Genomic DNA, 23,933 nt, shown 5'->3' with positions numbered 1-23,933 from the left:
CAAACTCCAATCTATGTATTTACTAACGCTATTCCTCCAAAGAAAGCTGTTTGGGAAGGCTTGCGTCTTTTGGGACAGAAAGTCCCAAATGCTCATATGCCAGCCGGGTAGCGCACCGGCCCCTGGGGGTTCGGCTTAAAAAGCCCAGCTGCATTAGATATGGTTCGTATACGTCTTCCAGGGTAATCGCTTCTTCTCCTACCGACGCCGCCAAGGTATCCACCCCTACCGGCCCCCCGCCAAAATTACGAATAATGGCGGTAAGCATTCTACGGTCGATACTGTCCAGTCCCAGCGCGTCAATTTCCATCCGGTTTAAAGCAATCGCCGCGATATCTTCGGTAATTACTCCGTCCCCCATCACCTGGGCAAAATCCCGCACCCGTTTCAGCAGCCGATTGGCAATACGGGGGGTTCCGCGGCTTCGCCTGGCGAGTTCGTACGCACCCTTTTCATCACAAGGAATTTCCAAAATCCCGGCGCTTCGTTTTACAATAGTGGACAGCTCCTCCACCGTATACAACTCCAAACGCTGAAGCATACCGAAACGGTCCCGCAAAGGGGAGGTCAGCTGTCCTGCCCTTGTAGTAGCTCCAATCAATGTAAAATGGGGCAGATCGATGCGGATTGAACGGGCGGACGGACCTTTTCCAATAATAATATCCAGTGCATAATCCTCCATGGCTGGATACAGCACCTCTTCCACCGCTCGGGATAAACGATGAATTTCATCTATAAACAGTATATCGTTTTGATTTAAATTTGTGAGTAAAGCAGCCAAATCTCCCGGTTTTTCTATGGCAGGGCCGCTGGTTACACGAATATTCACATTCATTTCATTGGCGATGATATTGCTAAGCGTTGTCTTACCAAGCCCAGGAGGGCCATACAGCAACACATGATCCAGCGCCTCCCCCCGGCCTTTCGCCGCCTGAATAAAAATATTCATATTTTCTTTTACTTTTTCCTGGCCAATGTATTCATCTAAGGTTTTAGGGCGCAGAGAAAGTTCCACGTCTGAATCCTGGGGGGCATACTCAGGGGTAACCAGCCGGTTTTCAAAATCCATATCATTATCGAACATTTATTCCTCTCCCCTTTTCCCCATTATATTTTCCCCGCTAAAGATTTCAGACCGTACTTAATCATTTCATCCACCGGCGTCTCCGGGGCAAGTCCCGCTAAGGCGGCCGCCGCCTGGGACTGGCTGTAGCCAAGCACCACCAGAGCGCTCACCGCTTCACCCATATTGGAGCTATCCTTATTTAGCTGCAGCGCCACATCCCCAATGGAGGCCGCTACATCGCTGTTGGACACCTTATCTTTCAGCTCCAGCACAATCCTTTGGGCTGCTTTTGGGCCGATTCCCTGCGCCCGGGTAAGAGTTTTTGTGTCGCCGGATGCAATACAAAGGGCCAGATTTTCCGGCGTCATATCTGAAAGCAAGGACAGGGCTGACTTGGGGCCTACCCCAGAAACTGAAACCAGCATCTTAAAGGCGTTAAGCTCGTTCATCGTATAAAATCCATACAAGTCCAACGCGTCCTCCCGGACGTTAAGGTGGGTATAAAGGGTCACCGTACTGCCTACCGGAGGCAAGCAGGACAGGGTGGTCATCGTAGTCATACACTTATATCCTACTCCGCCGCAGCTGACCACCGCAAGATAGGCGTCCATATGGATAAGCTCCCCTGTAAGAGAATAATACATCTTTGATCTCCTTTTTCCTTTTAACGCAAACGGCTTAGAAGCGATCCCGCGCTGTGTCCATGGCAAATGGCAATCGCCAGCGCATCTGCGGTATCGTCCGGCCTTGGAACTTTTTCCAGTCCCAATAAAATCCGGGTCATTTCCATCACCTGTTTTTTTTCCGCTTTCCCATAGCCTACCACCGACTGTTTTACCTGCAGCGGGGTATATTGATAAATCTCTATTCCTGCCTGACGGGCGGCAAGGACAATGACTCCCCTGGCCTGGGCCACGTCGATGGCAGTTTTTTGATTGGTGGTAAAAAACAGCTGTTCAATCGCCAGAGCATCCGGCTTGGCCTTTGCGATCACCTGGCACATATCATCATAAATAATATGCAGCCGGTCCTCAAACGCCATTCCCGCCGGCGTTGTAATCGCGCCAAAGCGCACAGGGGTAAATTTACTGCGTTCGTAATGTACTACCCCGTAGCCGACAATTGCATATCCTGGGTCTACCCCTAATATGACCATCTTTTATCCGTCCTTCGTCTTTTGTCGGGGCATCCAGGACCCTGCCTAAAATACCGCCGTAAGGGAGGTTAATCATTGAAGCCAACTGCAAATGATGGTATTAATTATATCACAAATCCCCCTAAACTAACAATACCTCTTAGGTTAGTTTTCCTAGCTTCGAGGGAGCAATTTTTGACAGTTTTGCATAAACCGCGAATCTTTGCTGCATACTTCTCTTGTCCTGAAGACGGAGAAACGGAAAACAAATCTTATTTTTTTGTCGGATTTACTTGATTTTTATAATAGTTTGTAATATAATATTCTAGTCGTTACAAAATAATATGGACGATTAGCTCAGCTGGTAGAGCGACTGCTTGACGTGCAGTAGGTCAGCGGTTCGACTCCGTTATCGTCCACCAGGGGTGCTGTTCCTGCAATAGCGGGGGCGGCATTTTTTTGCCCGAAAAAGGAAGAACAAAGTTCAATGATACTGGATATTAAATTTTTTATTAATCTCCTCCCTAGCCTCCCGTTTTGTCATAGTATTCGTTTAATACTTCCAGATTGGGGGCAAATCATAAATTTTAAACAAAATATATCATATATGATGTTGACGAAATTTTTCTTCCCGGATAAAATAAAAATAATGAATTTCTTGACGAAAAACATCTGAGGTGGTAGTAATATGGGGAATTTTTCTCCGGATATAAATGAGATTATCGGTCAAAATTTAAGAGCTATTCGTGAGAAAAAGGCGCTTACCCAGGAAGGCCTTGCGTTTTATGCACAAACCAGCGCCGCTTATATCGGCAATATTGAACGGGGCGAGGGCAATCCCACAATTAATACGTTAAACCGCATCGCTACGGTGTTAAATGTCCCTTTGTCGCAGCTGCTCACCCCAGCCCAGGAACAAACGAAAGAAACGGTTCTTTCGTTTCCCTCTTCTTCTTTTAATAATTACGCTTCTTATTTTGAAAAATTACCTCCTTCCCGGCAACAACAATTGCTGGCCGTGTTAGATATCATGTTAGTTAAATGGCCGTTGGACGACGAAGCTTAGATACACTCAAAACAAATTTGTTTTGAGTGTATCTTTTTATTTGTTCCCGGTTGCTTTTTCTCTGTGGATGATGGTATAATTTTAGTGCTATTTCGACAAAATTCGACAAATAGCAAAAACTAAAAAATATTAACAGCAAGGAGAAATAGTAGATGAAAAAGATTTTTGCGGCTGTTCTTGTTTTGGGAATGATTTTCTCTTTCCCCCTTGTGGGTATTGCACAGATACCAGAAAATGCGCAAAGTGTTACTACCAAGGAAATTTTGGCAAATTCGGATAATACGGTAGCTTTTTCAAATCATGAGTTTATCTTTGGAAGTGAGTTTTCGCCGGACACTACCCTTTATCTTTTTCCCGTGGGAAGCGCGCGGGAGAATTTTCAGGCTGCTACCGCTTTGGATGGCAGTGAAATCTCCCTGACGGACTTGGAAAACAGCAATATTTTTAATGTTTTGTCCTCTCCCGAGTGTTCCCAGCGTTTCAAAATCTCTATCAAAAAGGAAGCTGGCTCTAAGGTGATCAAATCCATAAAGGCCACCGAAAAAACCGGAGATTTTATCTTTAATACAACTGGCGACCATACTCGCTTGTCCTACCTGGAAGTAAAATTAAACGACGATGACAGCGATGAGGAAACCCAAGTGGAGTTTACCGTTACCTACACGGCAAAAGAAGATATCACTTTTGATACTGCACGGGATCACTTCTATTTAGTAAAAGGCGGAAAAATTAAAGTTACTCATACACTATGGGTAAAAAACGGCGTCCTTTCTTTGGACAATACTGTAAAAGCAGGTACTGGCGGAGTATATGTAAAACCCAATAAGAACGATCGCAACGAGTTAGTATGGGAGGATGAAAATAGCGATCTTGCCAAGCTTACGTTTTCTGCAAGCGACGATCCCAGTGGATTTTACCCTAAAATGACTACCAAATGGCTGGATGATCCGCTAGCACAAAAATTCTCTGGTGTGGAAGCGGTGGTCCGCAGCTTTAAAACATCCCGGACAATCGACGGCGCTTCCCGTCCTACTCTGACCTTCTATTTTCCCGATGAGTTTCCAGAGGATCTGGATATCTCAAAGGTAGCAATTTATAAGTTGGCAGAGGACGGGAGCTTGGAAAATGTTACCGAACGCTTCACCTACATAGATACCGACGCTGACGGCAATATACTGGATGCCTGGCAGGGCAAAACACATACTTTAGGAACTTATATTATTGCGGAAACTGAAGTTCCTGTATAAAACGAAAAAAGGAGAAGGCCTCGGCCTTCTCCTTTTTTAAATACTGCGTAATTCTTCCATCAGAGCGTTGATTTTACGCTGAGGCACATATCTTTTGGCATACATGAGCACTGTACTCAATGGAAGATTTTGGTATTTTACAATCATAGGATGGTTAATGGGAACCGGTGATTCCCGATAAAAGATAGCTTTTGCCTTGGGATTAGCCAGAATTTCCCTTACCGTTATTCGGTTATTTCTTAAATCCATCTTCATTCCTCCTAGCTTCGAAATTATTCTATCCTATGTGAGTTCTCAACAGTAGTTTCCTGCACCATCTAACGGACTTTTTCATATTATAAGAATGTTGAGAATATCAACTGTCCCTTTTCCTGGGTCCCCATATCTTACAACATCCCATTTTAAAAATAAGGCCTGCTGTAGCTTGCTTAATATAAAATCAACGTTTCACCTTCACCTGACTCAAAACAGGTGGAGGTTTACATTTTTTACTTTAATACAATATTAATTTATCCCATTTTACGTTTAATATTATTTTTATTTCCTTTCTGGTACAATATAGCCATCGAGGAAAGGATGAACAATATGTATATTATCGCAAGTATTGTGAAAGTCCTGATTATGATTGGCGTTCCGCTTTTGATCTACTATAGCTTTCGATATTACCTAAAACTGCATATAAGATAAATTGCCATTCCCTTTAATACTTTTCCCTTAAAAAAGCAAGAGGACGGATAATCCGCCCTCTTGCTTTTTATATTTCATATACGTTTACTTGATTATTTACCATAGCCACAGAAATACGGCGGGGAGGATTGGTTCCCTCTACCAGACAAGACGCCGTCCCGAAAGCGGCGGAAAACTGCAGGGAACGAGGAACGTCATATTTATAATCATGCGCAATAATAAAGCCCGCCAGCGCCGCGTCACCAGCGCCTACCGTCGATTTGATTTCAGAAAGTTCTGGTACATCTGCTTTGTATGTAACCTTTCCATCAGTGTATACCATTCCTTCTCCGCCCAGACTTGCCAGCACATGGCGAACCCCTTGATCGGCAATTTCGATTGCTGCTTGCTTTACCTTGCCGATCGTATCCAATTCCCGCCCTACCAGATTGCTTAACTCCTCAAAATTAGGCTTGATTACCCAAGGCCGGATTTTTGCAATATCTTCCATGGTAACCGATTGGGTATCCAGGGCGATAATGCCGCCGGCCTCTTTAATAAAAGCACAAATTTCACATAAGATCGGCGAGGTAATGCCTTCCGGCATTTTCCCGGCCACCACCACCAACGTAGTAGGACGAATTTCCTCTGATAAAGCTACTTCCAACTCATCGATAGTTTTATGCTTGAGCCTGGGTCCTTGACGCATCAATCTGGTTTGGACGCCGTTTGCAGAAATAATAGTGATATTCTCGCGCAGACGGCCCTGAGTGAAAATAATCCGAGTAGTTACGTTTTCATCCTTGAGGCGTTCAAAATACCGTTTGCTGTTCTCCTCCCCAGCTACAATTAAAGCTGTGTTGGGAATTTCGTAGCTCTGCAGCACACGAGAAACATCCACGGCCTTCCCGGCCGCGTCATACAGTTCGTTTTCAACCCTGTTTTCTTCCCCTATTTGAAATTCATTCAGATAACAGGTGATATCCGCCACCGGATTTAAAGAAAGTGTAATAATCTTATTAAAAAGCATACGAACTACCCCAATCCTATGGAATTTTATTCTCGCTGTGCCCCGACGGCTTTATTCTTGCTCCTCCGCCGGCTGTGCGTCTTTCGAATCAGAAGCCATTTCATCAGCAGGATGAGGTAATTCTTCTCCCGAAGCTTCCTTCCCCTGTGCCTGTTCAATGACGTCTTCTTCTACCGGATCCGTCGGAAGTGGTTCGCCTCTCATCAGAGCTGCAAATTCCTGTTCTTCCATTTTTTCGTGTTCGTACAGATATGCAGCCACCTTATGCAGCTGATCCATATGCTCCGTCAGGATATCTTTTGCTCTTTCATAAGCTGTATCAATAACCTCACGGATTTCTGCGTCGATTTCTGCCGCTACATTTTCAGAATAACTGGGCGTGCTGGAAAAATCGCGGCCTAAGAATACTTCATTTTCATCGTGGCCGTACACAATAGGCCCTAACTTTTCACTGAATCCATACCGGGTGATCATGCTGCGGGCAACCTTCGTCGCCCTCTCAATATCATTGGAAGCGCCGGTGGAAATATCATCCAGCACCAGCCGTTCCGCCATACGTCCGCCAAGCAGGGTAACAATGTCCTCGTTCATTTCCCGCTTGGTCACATATTTTTTATCTTCTCCCGGCAAAGACAAGGTATAACCGCCCGCCATACCTCGGGGAATAATCGATATCTGGTGTACCGGATCCTGGGTGGGCAGATAATAGGTACATACCGCATGGCCCGCCTCATGGTACGCCGTCAGTTTTTTATCCTTCTCGGTAATTACATGGGATCGTTTTTCCGGTCCCGCAATTACTTTGATTGTAGCCTCTTCGATTTCCACCATCGTAATAGCCTTCAAATTTTTCTTTGCCGCAAGCAGAGCCGCTTCGTTGGCCAGGTTTTCCAAATCCGCCCCGGTAAAGCCAACGGTAGTAGCCGCGATGGTTTTCAAATTAACGTCTGGAGCAATCGGCTTATTCTTGGTATGCACGCGTAAAATCGCTTCACGGCCTTTGATATCCGGATAACCTACCGCAATCTGCCGGTCAAAACGTCCCGGACGCAAAAGCGCCGGATCCAAAATATCCCGGCGGTTGGTAGCCGCAATAATAATAACGCCTGTGTTGGTTCCAAAGCCATCCATCTCAACTAGAAGCTGATTTAAGGTCTGTTCCCTTTCGTCATGGCCACCGCCCAGGCCGGCTCCTCTTTGACGGCCAACCGCGTCGATTTCATCAATAAAGATAATACTAGGGGCGTTCTTTTTCGCCTGTTCAAACAGATCTCTTACCCTGGACGCACCTACGCCTACGAACATCTCTACAAAGTCGGAACCGGAAATAGAGAAGAACGGTACTCCCGCTTCACCGGCCACCGCTTTGGCAAGCAATGTTTTACCTGTACCCGGAGGGCCCATTAAAAGCACGCCTTTAGGGATACGGGCGCCTAACTTATTAAATTTGGCGGGGTTTTTGAGAAATTCCACAATCTCCACTAACTCTTCTTTTTCCTCATCCGCACCAGCCACATCCTGGAAAGTTACCTTTCCTCCTTCTTCCGGCATCCTGGGCTTGGCTTTCCCAAAGCTCATAACACCGCCGGCGCCGCCGCCGCGCGCCTGTTTCATCATCATATAATAGAAAAATACCAGTGCCCCCAACAAAAGCAGGGTCGGAAGCATGCTGACCCACCAGGGAGTTTCTTTTGGACGAATATAGTTATAAGACATCTGGGCGTCCGGATGCTTTTCGTTATAACTCTTCACATATTCAGATACATCGTCTAAAAAGATAACCACATTGGGGGTTTTATAGCTCATTTTGCTGTCGTTCAGAAAGGTAATCGATAAATCCCCCGTGCCAAGATCCAATTCAAACTCTTTTACCTGCTCCGTTTTAAAATATCCTACTACCTCAGAATATTTTACGGTGTTGGGCGTATCCTGAAACGAAAACAGCATCACCGCCATAAGCATCAGCAGTATGAACATAGAAATATATATGCCAATGCCTTTTGACTTTTTGTTCAAATAAGTTCACTCCTGTCAATTACATTTAAAAATATGCTATGTATCTTTTATTTTTCGTAGACTTCCGGTTTGAGTACCCCTACATAAGGAAGATTACGATATTTTTCTGCATAATCCAAGCCGTATCCTACTACAAATTCGTCCGGCACCTCAAAGCAGGTATAGTCCGGTTTGATGTCCGCCACCCGGCGGGCCGGCTTATCCAATAACGTCGCAATATGGATGGAAGATGCGTTTCTCTGCACCAACAGATCCTTTAAATAACTTAAAGTTAGACCGCTGTCGAGAATATCCTCCACTATAAGTATGTCAAAATCCAGAGGATCAATGTCAATATCCTTGATTATTTTAACCACACCGGAGGTTTTTACCCCGGAACTATAACTTGAAACCGCCATAAAATCAATTTGACAGGGGATTGTAATCTGCCGCATCAGATCCGCCATAAAGACAAACGAGCCTTTGAGCACCCCCAGTACAAGCAGCTTCTTGCCGGCATAGTCCTTTGATATCTGCGCTCCTAGCTGGGCAACTTTTTGTGCGATTTCTTGTTCGCTGATTAAAACTTTTAAAATATCCTCTTTCATTTGCAATCCTCCGTTATTTCAATCACCGCCACAGTTTTTGTGGTATGATCTATCTTTACCCGTTCAGACACCCCGAAATCCTCTATGAAAATAATACCTTCTCTATCGGCGAGGATCCCAATTTTTTCTCTTTGAAGGGCTGGCAGCTTATTTTCATTAAACAGTTTTTTTAATGTTTTTGTGCATCCCCGCCCCAGGGGAGTAAACCGATCTCCTGGCAGGCGATTGCGCAAAAAAACATCAACCATTATTTTATCATAATCCACCGCATATTTTAACACTGATTCTGAATTGTTATCAAAAATTTCATAATCTGCACAATTCATAGTAAAAATTTTCATGCTTTTTCCATCAGCCAATGTAAAAACTTGACCATTTAAATCTTCTTTTTTATAACTTTGCATTTTCAGTGGTACCGGCGTACTGCTTCTTTCGCTTCTGTCTACTGACAATACCCCGTTCCTCACTCGGAATCTAAGCTCGTCCGAAACCTGAAGCGCTCCTTTTCCTTCCCTTAAAATATCTTCCAGCAGCTGTATCCTCTGAGTACTGCATTGGACATGATATTCTTTTAAAAGTAGAGCGATACACCGGGAATATAACGCTGGAGACAGCTTTGTAAGTTTTTCTATGTCGATAATATCAGTATCCTTACGGACACTAAAAAGCGCCCGCTGAGCTTCTTTTTCCAAATAGGCGTTTTCCTGCCGCAGAATTTCCATCATCCGCCCCATAGCCTGCGATGCATCCCCATTGATCTGAGAAAGCTCTGGAATGATATGGTGGCGGATATAATTGCGGGTGTAGTCATCCGAAAGGTTCGTACTGTCTACAACGAAGCTCAGTCCCTGCTTCTTTAAATAGGCCTCCACCTCTGCTCTGGTCACTTCAATCAACGGACGGATAATATTTCCCCGCACTGGGGGAATTCCGCATAATCCCTGAAGGCCCGTACCCCGCGCCATATTAAAAAGGACGGTTTCCATACTGTCGGATAATGTATGGGCGGTCGCTACCTTTCCGCCGCCGGCATTTTCGCAAACGTTTGCGAAAATACGGTACCGCACGCTGCGTGCGGCCGCCTCAAGAGAACTCTTGAGGCCGGCGGCGGCCGCTGCCACATCAACGCTTTCCACCACCAAGGGCACTCTCATACGCTGGCACAAGTCCCGTACAAATTTTTCATCCCGCTCGCTCTCCTGTCCCCGAAGGTTATGATTGACATGACAGGCGATGATATGCAGGTCAAGACTGTCCAGAGAACATAAAAAAGCAAGCAGGGCGACACTGTCTGCACCCCCTGAAAGGGCGGCTACTACGGTCTCACCCCGCTTTAACATCTCATACTTTTCTACGGTACTTAATGCTTTACGGTTCATCTCTTGATAACTCCAAATTCGCAAATCTTGTATATCGATTATCCCAGCCAAGCTTGACGGTGCCAACCTCTCCATGACGGTTTTTGGCAACGTCACATTCCACGATGTTATGTTCCTGCGCTTCTTCTCTCTCATAGTAATCTTCCCGGTAAAGAAGCATAACAATATCCGCATCCTGCTCGATAGAGCCGGATTCACGCAGGTCCGAAAGCATCGGTTTGTGTCCTGCACGAGATTCCGGCCCACGGGAAAGCTGAGAAAGCGTAATTACAGGAACATTCATCTCTTTAGCCAAGATTTTCAAATTACGCGTAATTTCGCTGACCTCTTGGACACGGTTTTCAATCCGGCGGCCGGAAGACATCAGCTGCAGATAGTCAATGATCACTAAATCTACTTTTTTCAGACGACGAAGCTTGGCTTTCATTTCCCCAATGGTGATCCCAGGCGTATCATCCAGATAGATATCCGCCTTGCTCAGCACCTGGGAAGCCATCGCGATGCGCACCCAGTCGTCTCCGGTAAGTTCCCCGGTACGCAAAGATTTTCCTTCGATAGACGCTTGTGAGGACAACAACCTCTGGGCCAGCTGCTCACTGCTCATTTCCAAAGAAAAGACCGCCACAGTCTTATTGGATTTGGTCGCCACATTCTCTGCGATATTTAAAGCAAAGGATGTTTTCCCCATACCAGGACGAGCTGCAATTAAGATAAGGTCGCTCTTATTCAGCCCGGTAATCACCCGGTCCAACGAGGAAAATCCAGTGGAAATTCCCCGATAATTATCCCGGTCAGCGCCGCTCAAGCGCTGAAGCACTTCATATGTTTGGGTAATCGCTGTTTTAATGTGCACAAAGGAGCTGGTGCTGCGCCCCTGCCGGATATCAAAAATATTCTGCTCAGCGCTGTCCAGCAGTATATCAGATTCTACCTGGGATTCCTGGGCCATATCAATTATATCCCGAGAAGCGGTGATTAAACGGCGCACATAGTACTTCTCCCGCACAATTTTCGCATACGCCTCCACATTGGTAGAAGAAGGTACAATCTGTGCGAGATTTGTCAAATAAATTTTCGCATCCTCATCTGTTTCAAAAATATGTTCATCCTTCACCGCATCCAAAATAGTAATAAAATCCATTACTTTGGATGTGTTGAACATAGTAACCATTATCTCAAATATCTGCTGATGCTGAGGACGATAAAAATTATCCGCCTTTAGATTTTCCAACACCAAAGGAAAACAACTGCTGTCAATAAGCACCGCGCCCAATACCGACTGCTCTGCTTCCAGGTTATAAGGCATCTGCTGGCTGTATTCTGTGTTCCCCATAGAAAAGGAAGCCATGGCTGCACCACCTGAATTAATAAAATTATTCCTCGCCTACCACTACATAAATATTGGCGGAAATCCCAGCGTACAGCTTCACCTGTACAGTATAGCTTCCGAACGCTTTAATATCATTGTCCAACACAATTTTTCGTTTATCCACTTCTACCCGATACTGTTTTTTCAGCTCCTCAGATATTTCCTTAGAGGTAACTGAACCAAACAACTTCCCATTGGCCCCGGCTTTCGCGACCATTTTCACCGTTTTGCCTTCCAGATTTTTTTTCAAATCTTCCGCCGCCTGTTTTTCTACTGCTATCTTATGGTCTGCGGCTGCCTGCTTTGCTTTCAGTTCCGCCATCGCCTGCGCGTTGGCCTCTATAGCAAGCCCTCTTTTTAATAAAAAGTTTCTGGCATACCCGTCAGATACATTTACCAGATCTCCCTTTTTTCCGCTTCCCTGAACGTCTTCTTTTAAAATTACTTTCATTCTTATTCTCCTATCTATAATTACTGTCTGTTATTCTCTGCAAAATACTCATCAATTGCCCCCATCAACCGAGCATGGGCCTCTTCCAAAGTAATCCCTTTGATCTGAGCGCCCGCCATGGTATGATGGCCGCCGCCGCCTAGCTTTTCCATAATCAGCTGAACATTCAGCACTCCCATGCTTCTGGCGGAATAAGAGACGCCGCCGTCCATCTCAAAAATCAAAAAGGACGCTTTTACTCCACTGATATTCAGCAGTTCATCCGCCGCCTGAGCGGCGATAATCTGGATGTCCCCCATGTGATCGGAGGACGATGCGATCGCGCAGCCTTTATATACCTTGGCATTGGCTACCAGCCGGGTTTTCAGCTGGTAAGATGTCATCGGTGTGGCAAACAGCCGTTTGACCTCTACTGTATCGGCGCCGATCTTGCGCAGATATGCCGCCGCCTCAAAGGTACGCACTCCGGTTTTAATCACAAAGTTTTTAGTATCCAGCATAATCCCGGCTAACAGCGCCTCCGCCTCCATACGCTCTATCCGGTATTTGTCCCCAAAGTACTGAATTAATTCCGTTACCATTTCTGAAGCGCTGGAAGCATACGGCTCGTGGTAGAAAATGACCGCGTTGTCAATATGTCCTACCATTTTGCGGTGATGGTCAATTACGACCACGCTTTTCACCATATCATACAGCTGCTCTGATTCCAAAAACTGTTTAATATGAGTGTCCAAAATAATCAACAGCGACTTCTTTGTCACCATCTGCATCGCCGCTTCTGGTTCTACAAATAAGCCCGAATAACCATTTTCCTCCAACCGCTCCAAAAGCGGCATAACCAAATTTTTCTCCCGGCGGATAGCGATGACCGCCTCCTTGCCCATTTCCCTGACCGCTTTAAGCACCCCTATCGAAGCGCCGAAACAGTCTAAATCCGCCAGATGATGCCCCATGATAATTACATTGTCGCTGCCGCCGATAAGCTCCGCCAAAGCAGTAGCCACAATGCGGGTTTTCACCTTGGTACGTTTCTCAACTCCCTTGGAAACGCCGCCGAAAAATTCATAGCCGGAGGCGCTGCGTACCACCGCCTGGTCACCGCCGCGGCCCAAAGCCATGTCCAGTGCCTGACGGGCAAACTGCTCGGATTCTCCCAAGGTATCCGCATCCCGTCCCACACCAATAGACAGGGTGGCCGCCATTTTTCCATCCCCTTCTATGGTGCGTATCTGCTCTAAAATAGGGAAACGGGAGGAGATAATTCCACGCAGATTTTTTTCCTCGATAATAACAACGAAACGATCCCGTTCGGTCTTTACCACCAAGCCGCCGCTTTCGGTAACAAATTTGTTTACCAGATACTCAATCTGCCCCATTACCCGGGAGCGTTCATTATCTTTTAAGCTCTGAGAAAGTTCCTCATAGTTGTCCACCAGCATAAGCATAATAGATGGACGCGTTTCGAAATATTCCCGCGCATATTTTTTCAGCTCGGTATTTTCAAAGAAGTAGACAATATAAAGCTGGTCGTGTTCCCCTGCCGCCGCGGAAACATACGCCACAAACTGCCGGTTTTTATACTCGGTCTCATAGCCTGCATCCGGACATCTGCGGGTAACATTAACCCCCGCTAAAATTGTATTGATATTTTTACTGTAAAAATTTTCCCCTTCCAATACGCTGCCGGAAGCCTTTTGATTGTACCATAAAATCTCTCCGTCCCTGTCCACTACAAAGACTGGTATCGGAAAATCAATCAGCGCGTCCTGCTGTACCGTAGTCAGCGATTGTCCCATGTGTACCAGGAAAGAATTAATATATTTTTTTATTCTGCGCATCAACAGCAGGGAAACAATAATTCCAACCACGGTAATCCCCGCTGCGATATAAAACAGCTGTAAACTGTAATAAAGCGACAGCAGGGTCATTATCGCCATGCTGGCGACAAAAACGTATAGCAGCGGCCGGATTAAATTTCTATTTTTCTTCATCTGTCTACTTAAAACCTCTTATTATGAAAAGCATAAATTTTTATCGGCTTTTCATGAAGAAAAACCGCATATGTGTCTTTTATTATAGCATCTTGAAGATATGATAGCAATTACATTTAAGTAACAGTTCCACATTAAAATTTTCTCCTGGGATCATAAGAAAAAGTAAAAATGCCCGTCGAGACGGGCATTTTTCATCGTTAAATTTCCTGAATTACCGGCAATAACATCGGGCTTCTCTTGGTCCTGTTATAGAAATAGGAGCTGAGGGCGTCTCTCACCTGCTGTTTAATATTGCCCCATTCCCGGACATTATTTCTAGTGCAGTCCTCAATCGTCTGCCGGGCAATATCCCTGGCTTCGTTCATCATGACTTCCGCCTCCCGCACATAAACAAATCCACGGGAGATAATATCCGGACCCGCCACAATTTCTCCGGTAGCCTGATCTATAGTGCACACCACTACAATCAAACCGTCCTGTCCCAAATGCTGGCGGTCCCGCAGTACAATGCTTCCTACGTCGCCCACGCCTAGTCCGTCTACCAACACCCGTCCAGACTGCACGGTTTCATCGGATTTTACTGTATTGCCATCCAGCTCAAACACACGCCCGATTTCACCAATGATAACATTCTTTTTATCCATTCCCATAGACAAAGCCAAATTGGCGTGATGTTTCAGATGGGTATATTCCCCATGAACTGGGAAGAAGAATTTCGGCCGCGTCAGGGCCAGCATAATTTTCAGTTCTTCTTGACAAGCATGGCCGGAAACATGGACTTCATACATCTTCTCATAAATAACATCCGCGCCCAAACGCATCAGCTCATTAACCACCCGGGAAACGGTCTTTTCATTTCCCGGAATTGGAGTGGCGCTGATGATAATAAAGTCGTTAGGGTCAACGGTAACCTTGCGGTGATCCCCTGTAGACATCCGGCTTAAAGCACTCATTGGTTCGCCCTGGCTTCCTGTAGTGATTAGCACGATCTGTTCCGGGGAATAACGGTTGATCTCGTCAATATCGATAAATACGCCCTTGGGTATTTTCAAATATCCAAGTTCAATTGCTACCGCCACTACGTTTACCATGCTTCGTCCGGAAACCGCTACCTTGCGCTTATACCGGTGGGCAGCCTCAAATATCTGCTGGATACGGTGAATATTGGAGGCGAAGGTGGCAATAATAATCCGCCGCTTCTCCGCCTGCTTAAACAGTTTGTCAAAGCTGTCCCCTACAATTCGTTCCGTGGGGGTAAACCCTGGACGCCCGGCATTGGTAGAATCAGACAGCAGGGCCAATACTCCTTTGCTCCCTAGTTCGCCGAAACGGGCCAAATCAATGATATCTCCTAAGATGGGAGTATAGTCGATCTTAAAGTCCCCTGTCTGGATCACAACGCCTACCGGTGTTTGAATCGCTACCGCTACCGCATCTGGAATCGAATGGTTTACCCGAATGAATTCCACCGACATGCAGCCCAGCTTAATAGTCATTTTCGGGGTGATCTGGGTAAGCTTTACCTTCCCGTAAAGGCCATGTTCCCGAAGTTTGTTCTCAATAAGCCCGATAGTCAGTTTCGTAGCGTATACCGGGACATTTACATTCTTTAAAAAAAACGGAAGCGCGCCGATATGATCCTCATGCCCATGGGTAATTACTATGCCGCGCAGTTTGTCTTTGTTTTTTAAAATATAGGTGAAATCCGGAATTACCAGGTCTACCCCCAGCATTTGTTCATCCGGGAAGGTCATCCCGCAGTCCACCATAAACATATCGTTTCCGTATTCGTATACCGTAAGGTTTTTTCCCACTTCGTTCAGTCCGCCCAGCGGGATAATCCGCAGCGGCGTACGTTTCTTGTCCGCTGTCTGTCCCCGTTTGCGCCGGGAGGATTTGGAAACTTGATGTACTAATTCCTCCTCTGTTTTTGCCTGCGCCTTTTTCTGCTGAGTTTTTGGGGGCTGGGCTTTAGAAGGCTGCGTTTTCTGCTGTTTTACCTGCCGCGGCTGCTGGCTTTGATTTTGCGTCTGCCTGCCTTTCTGGCTGTTGCCAGGCTGCTTCTCCGGGGGAGCTGCCGGCCCTTTTCCTGTGGAAGAAGTCCTCTTCGTTCTCTGTTTTGCCGGCGGGGAATTTTCCGGGGCCGCTTGTCTTTTTTCCAGGCGCTCCATTCCCCGCTCAAGCTGTTGTTCTGTCAGCCTAACGCCGACACCTTTTTCCTCTGTCACTAAATTTACCTCCGTACATTCAATTTCAATTGCTGATGTACACTTTTTTGAACATAAACATATTAACCCATCTCTGTTGTCGTAGGAATAACAGCAGATAGGCAAGTTTATTCAGTTAGCCGAACACTTCCTAATTTTTCCGACAAAAAAGTTTCTGAACATCATCCAGCATACATGACATTCCTTTTCTGATACGGATACCGACGCCCACAAATAAGGTGAGAACTTATGGGGAATCGGAAATTTTTTATGAAATATGCGAAAACCGAACACATCATTACTGTATATTTTAACCTTTATTGTGTTCATTGTCAAGCAAACCACCTAGTATCTTTGTAAAATCTGCGCATAGCTCTTTCGCAGTTTCCGAACTGGCCGCCTGGGCGAAAATCTTGATTCCCTTCCCTCGCTTGAGCGAACGCAAATGAACAATTCCCTTGCTGTCCTCCACCAAAACCCCTTCTCCCGCCGCCTGTTTCCTAATAGGAAGCTGGGAAAGATCATTTAAAATTTTGGCTGGGTTAACATCCACCGATACTATCTTTTCTTCTACTTCCAGATCGGGCAGCAGGCAATCCAGCTGCTCGACGGTAAGGTTTTTCTTTTTCATCCGGTCAAGCAGTAAAATCAGCAGCATCAACCCGTCCCTTACAAACGGCTGCGCCGCCGCAAGGCGTCTGCTCTGCTCATCGCAGTTATCTGCCGGGCAGATCAGATACCGGTAAACTTTTTGCCCGTATTTTTGAGCAAGGAGTTCCAGTGTCTGGGGAAAATCATTTTCCACGGCAATGTCCTTGCCTTCTTCAAACAAGCTCAGCCCATACGCCGCCACTGTGCGGTAGCGGTTCAGGGAGACATTCCCCTGTGTAGCACAGAGCCAGGTCCCATCGTCCGATAATATAAAAGTAGGGCCATCCCCCAATTCACAGCCCAGCTTTGTCAATATATCGCTGGCTATACGCTGTACCGCCTTGTTGGTGCAGGCAATATTCAGGGACATGCCGCTAAGCCCTTCCGGAGCCAGCCTAAGCAGTTCGGTAATATACATCACTCCGATTCCTGACATGTCCATTAAATCCCCAAAACCATTTCTGCCGCATCGGGAAAATTCTCCCCGGGAAAGGAGTATTTCAATCTCCCGTTCCATCTTCCGGGTAGCGGGAAGCCCTGACCCGCTTACCAACCGAATAGCACACTCTTCCCCGGAAACGATATATGATCCCACGGTAAGGGCGTTATATCCCATGGCAAAACTGAACATAGAACGAAAAACACAGCCGAAATCCATCACATTGGCCCCGGTAGAACGGATACCGGCGATCATAGCGCTTTTGAGTACCGAGGAACACCTGGTTTCATTGCAGGCAATTCCTACCGTTTTCCCCTTAGCCAAGGTTCCTATGGCGCATCCGGCTTTTACAGCCAGTTCCGGCGTCAGCTCCACGCCCACTTCTCCACGGATTCCTTCCTCATCAAACCCGTTGGCCGCCTTGCCTTTTTCGGTAATATGTTCACATACCACCTCTGCGTCTTCCACCACAGCATCTTTCCAAATCCGTACATTCGTCTGAACGACAGCTCTGCTTCCAATCACTGCGTTTTCTCCTACGGCGCAGCCCTCCAACAAGGTAGCCTTGGACTTGACAGAGGCTCCTGCGCACAGCACGGAATCCAGTATTCCCGCCCTTTCCCCCAAAATCGCCCTAGGCAGCAGCACGCTGCTGCCCGCAGTAGCTCCTGTACAGATAGCGGCCCCCTGATCCAGGACGGTATACGGCCCAATAACAGACTTTTCTCCAATATGCACCCCTTCTCCAAAATACACCGGAGGGATGATTTCATATTCCCCGGCAGGACGTTTTTCGGCGAAGATGTTTCCTTCGCTGTCCCGTTTTCCAGGAATAAAGCAGTTTACCTTTCCCGCCAGCATATCCCTCTGGCATTGCTTGTACATTTTTAAATCCCCGATGTCGCACCAATAGCCCTCCAGGGTACAAGACTGAAGTCTCATCCCCTTTTCCAGCATTTTGGGAAACAGTTGGGAAGCAAAATCGTATTTTTCCCGTTCGGGAATCATATGCACCGCCGATGGAGAAAGAATATAAATTCCCGTATTGGCCAGCTCGCTGACCGCCTGGGAATAGGAAGGTTTTTCAATAAACCCGGTAATCCTGCCTTCTTTGTCAGTAATCACCAAACCATACTCTCTGGGATCCTCTACCCGGGCTGTCACAATCGTTACGTCCGCACCGCTTTTTTTATGAGCTTCCATCGCTTTCACAAGGGGAAAATCACACATGGCGTCTCCGCTGATAACAAGTACCGGCTCGCGGATCTCCCATAAGGCGTTTTTTACACTGCCCGCCGTGCCCAGGGGGATCTCCTCTTCGCAAAAGATCAGTTTTATTCCGGCATATTCTTCCTTCTCAAAATGGGAAATAATCGTTTGAGGAAGGTATTGCAAAGTGAGTATTCCTTCGGTAATCTGATTTTTACTGAGAAGCTCCAATATATATTCAATAATCGGACGCCCGCATAAACGGGCCATCGGCTTGGGCAAATTACATGTCAGCGGCCGCAGCCTGCTGCCCGCTCCGCCCGCCATAATGACTGCTTTCATCTTGTAACTTCGTTCCTTTCCTTTTCCCAGACTGGAAATAGCACCCAGTTTGTCCTACAAAATAGTATGTACCGCCAGCAGGTTGCCTATACCAGGGAAAACGGCCTGTTCAATCAAAGAAAGCCCTTGTAAAATCCATATAAACACTATACAATACATAAGTATGGTTTTTTCTTGTAAGATGGGCAATATTTTCCGAAGCGGAGGACATACTAGATGAAAAAACATGTGGATATTTTTACGGACGGCGCCTGTTCCGGCAATCCCGGCGTGGGCGGTTGGGCAGCGATCCTTCGTTACGGCGGCCGGGAAAAATCCCTTTGCGGCGGCGAAGAGGAAACTACCAACAACCGAATGGAACTAATGGCGGTTATCGAGGCCCTGCGGGCATTGAAGGAAAGCTGCGCGGTGAACTTGACAACCGATTCCAAATATGTGGTAGATTCCATCGAAAAGGGTTGGGTATACGGCTGGGAGAAAAAAAATTGGATGCGCACCCCCCATGAGCCGGCAAAAAATACGGACCTTTGGAAAGAGCTTCTTCCTCTCTTAAAAAAACATGAGGTATCTTTTGTTTGGGTAAAAGGGCATGCCGGACATGCGGAAAACGAGCGGTGCGATCAGATGGCTGTAGGGGAAATTAAGCGGATAAAAGAACAGAAAATGTTCTAAAATTGCAAAAAATTTCAATTTATTTGTGAATTTTTTCTCAAGAGTATTGCAATTCATACCAGAATGGTATAGAATATAGCTGTTCAAAAAAATACTCACCGTTTATGTATAGAAAAGAATGGAGTCTTTATATGATGAAACGTTTTGTTTATGCGGATAATTCTGCCACAACAAAAATATCAGACGCTGTTTTTAACGAAATGCTCCCTTGGCTTAAAGAAGGCTATGGAAACGCTTCCAGCATTTATGCTTTAGGCCGGGAGGCCGGCTTCGCAGTAGAACGGGCCAGAAAACAGGTAGCGGACGCTCTGGGGGCGCAGCCGTCGGAAATTTATTTTACCGGCTGTGGTTCCGAATCCGATAACTGGGCGGTCAAAGGCGCTGCCCATAAACTGGCCGCGAAAGGTAAAAAACATATTATTACTACCGTTTTCGAACATCACGCTATTCTCCATACCTGTCAGGCGCTGGAGAAAGAAGGCTTTGAGGTCACTTATCTGCCGGTGTACGAAAATGGGATTGTCCGTGTGCAGGATGTCGAAAACGCCATCCGGGAGGACACAGCTTTAGTAACTATTATGTACGCCAACAATGAGATAGGTACTATTCAGCCGATCTCACAGATCGGCGCTCTCTGCCGGGAAAAAAACGTCTGGTTTCACACCGACGCGGTGCAGGCGGTGGGAAATGTGCCTATCGATGTAAAAGAGCAGAATATTGATATGCTCTCCTTGTCCGGGCATAAAATCCACGCGCCCAAAGGCATAGGTGTACTGTACATGAAAAAGGGAATTGTTATTCCCAACTTGATTGACGGCGGCGGACAGGAACGGGGCCGGCGCGCCGGTACGGAAAATGTAGCCAGTATCGTAGCGCTGGGCAAGGCCATCGAACTTGCCTGTGAAGATATTCCGGGCAGGATTGCCAAGGTGTCCCCTATGCGGGATAAGATCATCGATGCGCTTTCTAAAATTCCTTATAGCCGTGTAAACGGCGACCGTGAGCGCCGCTTAAACGGCAACGTCAACATGTCTTTTATAGGCGCTGAAGGAGAGGCTCTCCTTCTCTCCCTGGATCTTGCCGGCATCTGCGCTTCCTCTGGTTCCGCCTGTACTACTGGTTCTTTGGATCCCAGTCATGTACTTCTGGCGATTGGCCTTTCCCATGAAGTGGCTCACGGATCGTTGCGTATTACTATCAATGAAGATAACGATCAGGCGGATATCGATCATATTATCCAGACGGTCCCCCAGGTAGTGGAAAAACTTCGGGCCATGTCTCCTATGTGGGAAGATCTGATGAAAAATAAAAAAGAGGTTAAATTATAATAGAGTAGAAAGGGTGCTTTCAATTGTTATATTCAGATAAAGTTCTTGAGCATTTCGCCGCTCCTCACAATGTAGGAGAGCTGCCAGACGCAGATGGAGTTGGTGAAGTGGGAAACGCCAAATGCGGCGATATTATGAAAATGTACATTAAAGTGGACGATGGTAAAATTTCCGATGTGAAATTCAAAACCTTCGGCTGCGGCGCGGCCATCGCTACCAGCTCAATTGCCACCGATATGATTAAAGGCGCCAGCATTGAGGACGCCCTCAAGCTGACCAACAGCGCGGTTGTGGAGGCTCTGGACGGACTTCCCGCTTCGAAAGTTCACTGTTCTGTATTAGCGGAGCAAGCGGTAAAGGCCGCCTTAGCGGATTATTACCGAAAACAAGGGGTGGATCCCACTCCCATTGTTGGTGAAATCGGTGAATGTGAAGCTTGTCATAATCTGTAAAAAGAAAAAGCCGTGCTTTAAAAAAAGCACGGCTTTTTCTTTTATTTAATCCAGGTTGATCAGCCTGCTCAGACGCATCAGTGTCATCCTTCTTCTTACGAAAGGAGAAAGTTCCAGCGTCAAAGGCACAATTTCACCAGTGAGCCCGAGATCCGTCAGGGTGACCTTACACCCCGCGCGGGTAAGAAGCTGCTGAATCCAGCAGCCGTCGGGAATTTTATCGATCACCTCTTGAATCTGCGGAAATTTCTCTACTAAAACCTGCGGGTCTACATCAGACAGGGGATCTGGGGTATTCTCATCCATCACCGCATTGAACAGTTTCCCAAAAATACACCACATGGAGTTTTCTGGAATCCCCGGATAATTTTCCACTATCCGGCCGGCGATATCTTCTATAGATGCAATTTTCTTATATCTTGCGCACACCAGGCTTAACGCCACCCCTACCTTTTCCCCATGCAATGCGTCCAAGGCGGGATTGATCCCCTCCATCTCCCACAAATGGGAAATGTGATGCTCCGCACCGGAAGATGGACGGAAATTTCCAGCCATCTGCATTTCAAGTCCAGAAAGCAAAAGGGCGTACATGTACATTTTCCCCTTAACGCCTCTAATTCTACATTCATCCTCATCACCCAACTTTCCACATAAGCCTCTTTTTGTTTGGGCGCTTTGTACAAAAATCATCCCTGTCTATTAACATTTTAATAGACAGGGATGGCAACGTCAAGTTAAGTTTTTATTAAATTATTTCTGTCCGTAGTAGGCATTTGGCCCGTGTTTGCGCAGGAAGTGTTTATCCAAAAGCTCTTGCTGCATCGGGGTCTGCACGGCGCCTTTCAGCATTTCTGTATGCCACGCCATCATGGCCACTTCTTCCAGCACCACCGCGTTATGCACCGCTTCCTTAGGGTTCTTCCCCCAGGTAAAAGGCCCATGGCTTTTTACTAGTACCGCCGGAACATGGTCTGGCTGTTTGCGGGTGAATGTCTCAACAATAACTTTTCCCGTCTCCAGCTCGTATTCTCCGTCAATTTCCTCTCTCGTCATAGCCCTAGTACAAGGGATCTCTCCATAAAAGTAATCCCCTTGGGTAGTCCCATACGCGGGAATCCCTCTTCCCGCCTGAGCCCAAATAGTGGCCCACCGGCTGTGGGTATGCACTACCCCGCCGATATTTGGAAAATGGTTATATAACTCCAGATGAGTGGCCGTATCAGAGGAAGGACGCAAGGTTCCGTCCACCACATTTCCCTGCAAATCCACCACTATCATATCCTGCGGAGTCATTTTGTCATATTCCACCCCGGAGGGCTTAATCACAACAAGGCCTCGTTCCCGGTCGATCCCAGATACATTTCCCCAGGTGAAAGTGACCAGCGAGTAATTGGGCAGCAGCATATTCGCTTCGTATACCTCTTGTTTTAAGTGTTTTAACATACGGCCCCTCCTGTATTGCCAACCTGCGTCGCCATTTTTGATTATCTTATCATACCGTTTCTTTTTTTCAATAAAAATCCTGAAAGCGCTGCAGCGCCTTCGGAATTTTTAAACACCTCATGCGGAATTTCTTTTTACCATATTACACTTTAACAACACATATCCTCCACTGGTTTCGATGCTGTTAAGCTTTTTATACAGATAATTTTTCGTGTATTCTACCATTTCATCTACTGGCTGCGCTACCGAGGTAAGCTGGTAGCCCTCCCAGCTGCTTTGCTCCAGATCATCAAATCCGACAAAAGCCACATCCTGGGGAATACGCAGACCGAGTTCATGCCGCACTGCATCCATAGCTCCAAAAGCCATCAAATCGTTAGCGCAGAACACCGCCTGGGGCAATATGCCTCCCTCTTGCTTTTTCATTTTTAAAATAGCCTCATAACCCGATTGATAACTATAGTCCCCATTGACAACGCTGCATTTATGATAGCCTCTTTTTGCCAGCTGCTGGGTATACCCCTTATACCGGTTACCGCTGGTCTGTTTGAGCATGTCCCCGGAAATATAGCCGAAACTTTCATATCCCTGTTCCACAAAAAATTCTGCTACCATGGCGCCTGAATCCACGTTGTCCGAACACACAGAGAAGAAATACCGGCTGTCAAACTGCTTATTAAAGATGACCAACGGACTTTTAATCTGAATAAATTTATCCACCATCTGAGAAGAGATCGCCGCTGAAAGGACCACAACCCCATCCACCTGGTATTGAAGCACCCGGTCGAGAATTTCATCCAGATCGGATTCAAAGGGCGACTGAATAAACAGCATTTGTTTGCCTAAAGCGGAAATCATTTCCGAAAGCTTGGTAATAAGCGTTTGATAAAATGGATTGTCAAAATGCACGGTCACTACAGCAATCAAATCCGTTTGACGGCTGTTAAGGCTGCGGGCAATCAAATTGGGAGTATATCCCAACGCCCGCGCCGCATCCATAACACGTTTTACCGTTTCTTCCTTCACATAGCTTTGACGGCTAAAAACGCGGGATACCGTCGCCTGGGACACTTTGGCATAATTAGCGACATCTTTGGAAGTAACAGAGATTTTTTTATTTTTATCGTCCAGTTTCATCTTTAACACCTTCCAGCTCAGTCAAATTATACCAAATAATGAATAGG

21 protein-coding genes and 1 tRNA gene are annotated in these 23,933 nt (G+C 46.4%); 6 read left to right on the top strand and 16 right to left on the bottom strand.

All coding sequences use genetic code 11. The features are described 5' to 3' along the window. Positions 1-28: 28 nt before the first annotated feature. From ruvB to ruvC, 3 genes are read right to left on the bottom strand one after another with little or no spacing between them, the layout of a single operon-like run. Positions 29-1,084 (bottom strand): Holliday junction branch migration DNA helicase RuvB, encoded by a 1,056-nt coding sequence (ruvB, locus tag H8705_RS04950; RefSeq protein WP_262394716.1) that lies wholly within the window; start codon positions 1,082-1,084, stop codon positions 29-31. Between the two features lie 23 nt (positions 1,085-1,107). Continuing rightward, positions 1,108-1,710, bottom strand: coding sequence for a Holliday junction branch migration protein RuvA (gene ruvA / locus H8705_RS04945; protein WP_262394715.1), 603 nt, complete (start codon positions 1,708-1,710; stop codon positions 1,108-1,110). Positions 1,711-1,730: 20 nt separating this feature from the next. Further along, complete coding sequence (ruvC, locus tag H8705_RS04940; protein WP_262394714.1) at positions 1,731-2,222, bottom strand: crossover junction endodeoxyribonuclease RuvC; 492 nt, start codon at positions 2,220-2,222, stop codon at positions 1,731-1,733. Between the two features lie 325 nt (positions 2,223-2,547). On the opposite strand from ruvC, the gene H8705_RS04935 reads away from it, so the two are divergent. The 3 genes from H8705_RS04935 (at position 2,548) to H8705_RS04925 (ending at position 4,514) form a co-directional block, all read left to right on the top strand. Beyond that, a tRNA-Val gene (locus H8705_RS04935) sits at positions 2,548-2,623 on the top strand. 266 nt (positions 2,624-2,889) lie between these two features. Then, positions 2,890-3,267: a helix-turn-helix domain-containing protein gene (locus H8705_RS04930; protein ID WP_262394713.1), complete on the top strand. Its 378-nt coding sequence runs from the start codon at positions 2,890-2,892 to the stop codon at positions 3,265-3,267. Positions 3,268-3,419: 152 nt separating this feature from the next. Next, positions 3,420-4,514 (top strand): hypothetical protein, encoded by a 1,095-nt coding sequence (locus H8705_RS04925; RefSeq protein WP_262394712.1) that lies wholly within the window; start codon positions 3,420-3,422, stop codon positions 4,512-4,514. A gap of 36 nt (positions 4,515-4,550) precedes the next feature. Here the strand turns inward: H8705_RS04925 and H8705_RS04920 are convergent, their stop codons facing one another. From H8705_RS04920 to H8705_RS04875, 10 genes are all read right to left on the bottom strand, one after another. Then, the gene (locus H8705_RS04920; protein ID WP_262394711.1) at positions 4,551-4,763 is read right to left on the bottom strand and encodes a hypothetical protein; all 213 of its coding nucleotides are present in this window, start codon (positions 4,761-4,763) and stop codon (positions 4,551-4,553) included. 505 nt (positions 4,764-5,268) lie between these two features. Then, positions 5,269-6,210, bottom strand: coding sequence for a 1-phosphofructokinase family hexose kinase (locus H8705_RS04915; protein ID WP_262394710.1), 942 nt, complete (start codon positions 6,208-6,210; stop codon positions 5,269-5,271). Between the two features lie 51 nt (positions 6,211-6,261). Continuing rightward, on the bottom strand, positions 6,262-8,187 hold the full coding sequence (gene ftsH, locus H8705_RS04910; protein WP_262394932.1) for an ATP-dependent zinc metalloprotease FtsH: 1,926 nt from the start codon (positions 8,185-8,187) through the stop codon (positions 6,262-6,264). An 86-nt stretch (positions 8,188-8,273) separates the two neighbouring features. Next, positions 8,274-8,813: a hypoxanthine phosphoribosyltransferase gene (gene hpt, locus H8705_RS04905; RefSeq protein ID WP_262394709.1), complete on the bottom strand. Its 540-nt coding sequence runs from the start codon at positions 8,811-8,813 to the stop codon at positions 8,274-8,276. After that, positions 8,810-10,192, bottom strand: coding sequence for a tRNA lysidine(34) synthetase TilS (gene tilS, locus H8705_RS04900; RefSeq protein ID WP_262394708.1), 1,383 nt, complete (start codon positions 10,190-10,192; stop codon positions 8,810-8,812). The genes hpt and tilS overlap by 4 nt, the downstream gene beginning before the upstream one ends. After that, entirely contained in the window at positions 10,182-11,540 is a 1,359-nt protein-coding gene (gene dnaB, locus H8705_RS04895; RefSeq protein ID WP_262394707.1) for a replicative DNA helicase, read from the bottom strand. Before dnaB ends, tilS begins: the two co-directional genes overlap by 11 nt. A 25-nt stretch (positions 11,541-11,565) precedes the next feature. Further along, the gene (rplI, locus tag H8705_RS04890; RefSeq protein ID WP_262394706.1) at positions 11,566-12,012 is read right to left on the bottom strand and encodes a 50S ribosomal protein L9; all 447 of its coding nucleotides are present in this window, start codon (positions 12,010-12,012) and stop codon (positions 11,566-11,568) included. A gap of 20 nt (positions 12,013-12,032) precedes the next feature. Further along, positions 12,033-14,003 carry a DHH family phosphoesterase gene (locus H8705_RS04885; RefSeq protein ID WP_262394705.1) on the bottom strand — a complete coding sequence of 657 codons (1,971 nt, stop codon included), beginning with the start codon at positions 14,001-14,003 and terminating at the stop codon, positions 12,033-12,035. Between the two features lie 200 nt (positions 14,004-14,203). Next, positions 14,204-16,177, bottom strand: a complete 1,974-nt coding sequence (locus H8705_RS04880) for a ribonuclease J (RefSeq protein ID WP_392392074.1) — start codon at positions 16,175-16,177, stop codon at positions 14,204-14,206. Between the two features lie 346 nt (positions 16,178-16,523). Continuing rightward, positions 16,524-18,854 carry a sugar phosphate nucleotidyltransferase gene (locus tag H8705_RS04875; protein ID WP_262394703.1) on the bottom strand — a complete coding sequence of 777 codons (2,331 nt, stop codon included), beginning with the start codon at positions 18,852-18,854 and terminating at the stop codon, positions 16,524-16,526. A gap of 216 nt (positions 18,855-19,070) precedes the next feature. Here H8705_RS04875 and rnhA point away from each other — a divergent pair, with 216 nt between their 5' ends. The 3 genes from rnhA to nifU all read left to right on the top strand — a co-directional run bounded on the left by rnhA (position 19,071) and on the right by nifU (position 21,306). After that, positions 19,071-19,526, top strand: a complete 456-nt coding sequence (gene rnhA, locus H8705_RS04870; protein ID WP_262394702.1) for a ribonuclease HI — start codon at positions 19,071-19,073, stop codon at positions 19,524-19,526. Between the two features lie 131 nt (positions 19,527-19,657). Next, positions 19,658-20,854: a cysteine desulfurase NifS gene (nifS, locus tag H8705_RS04865; RefSeq protein ID WP_262394701.1), complete on the top strand. Its 1,197-nt coding sequence runs from the start codon at positions 19,658-19,660 to the stop codon at positions 20,852-20,854. Positions 20,855-20,877: 23 nt separating this feature from the next. Continuing rightward, positions 20,878-21,306 (top strand): Fe-S cluster assembly scaffold protein NifU, encoded by a 429-nt coding sequence (nifU, locus tag H8705_RS04860; protein WP_262394700.1) that lies wholly within the window; start codon positions 20,878-20,880, stop codon positions 21,304-21,306. A gap of 45 nt (positions 21,307-21,351) precedes the next feature. Here nifU and H8705_RS04855 read toward each other — a convergent pair whose 3' ends face one another. The 3 genes from H8705_RS04855 to H8705_RS04845 all read right to left on the bottom strand — a co-directional run bounded on the left by H8705_RS04855 (position 21,352) and on the right by H8705_RS04845 (position 23,886). After that, positions 21,352-21,903: an iron-containing alcohol dehydrogenase gene (locus tag H8705_RS04855; RefSeq protein ID WP_262394699.1), complete on the bottom strand. Its 552-nt coding sequence runs from the start codon at positions 21,901-21,903 to the stop codon at positions 21,352-21,354. A gap of 153 nt (positions 21,904-22,056) precedes the next feature. Further along, positions 22,057-22,749 (bottom strand): L-ribulose-5-phosphate 4-epimerase, encoded by a 693-nt coding sequence (gene araD, locus H8705_RS04850; protein ID WP_262394698.1) that lies wholly within the window; start codon positions 22,747-22,749, stop codon positions 22,057-22,059. A gap of 117 nt (positions 22,750-22,866) precedes the next feature. After that, complete coding sequence (locus H8705_RS04845; RefSeq protein ID WP_262394697.1) at positions 22,867-23,886, bottom strand: LacI family DNA-binding transcriptional regulator; 1,020 nt, start codon at positions 23,884-23,886, stop codon at positions 22,867-22,869. Positions 23,887-23,933: the final 47 nt, after the last annotated feature.

Origin of the sequence: Youxingia wuxianensis, assembly GCF_014385085.1 — a bacterium.
Lineage (GTDB): Bacteria > Bacillota > Clostridia > Oscillospirales > Ruminococcaceae > Youxingia > Youxingia wuxianensis.
Note: the sequence above shows the minus strand (reverse complement) of the source record. Positions and strands in the feature narration are given on the sequence as shown.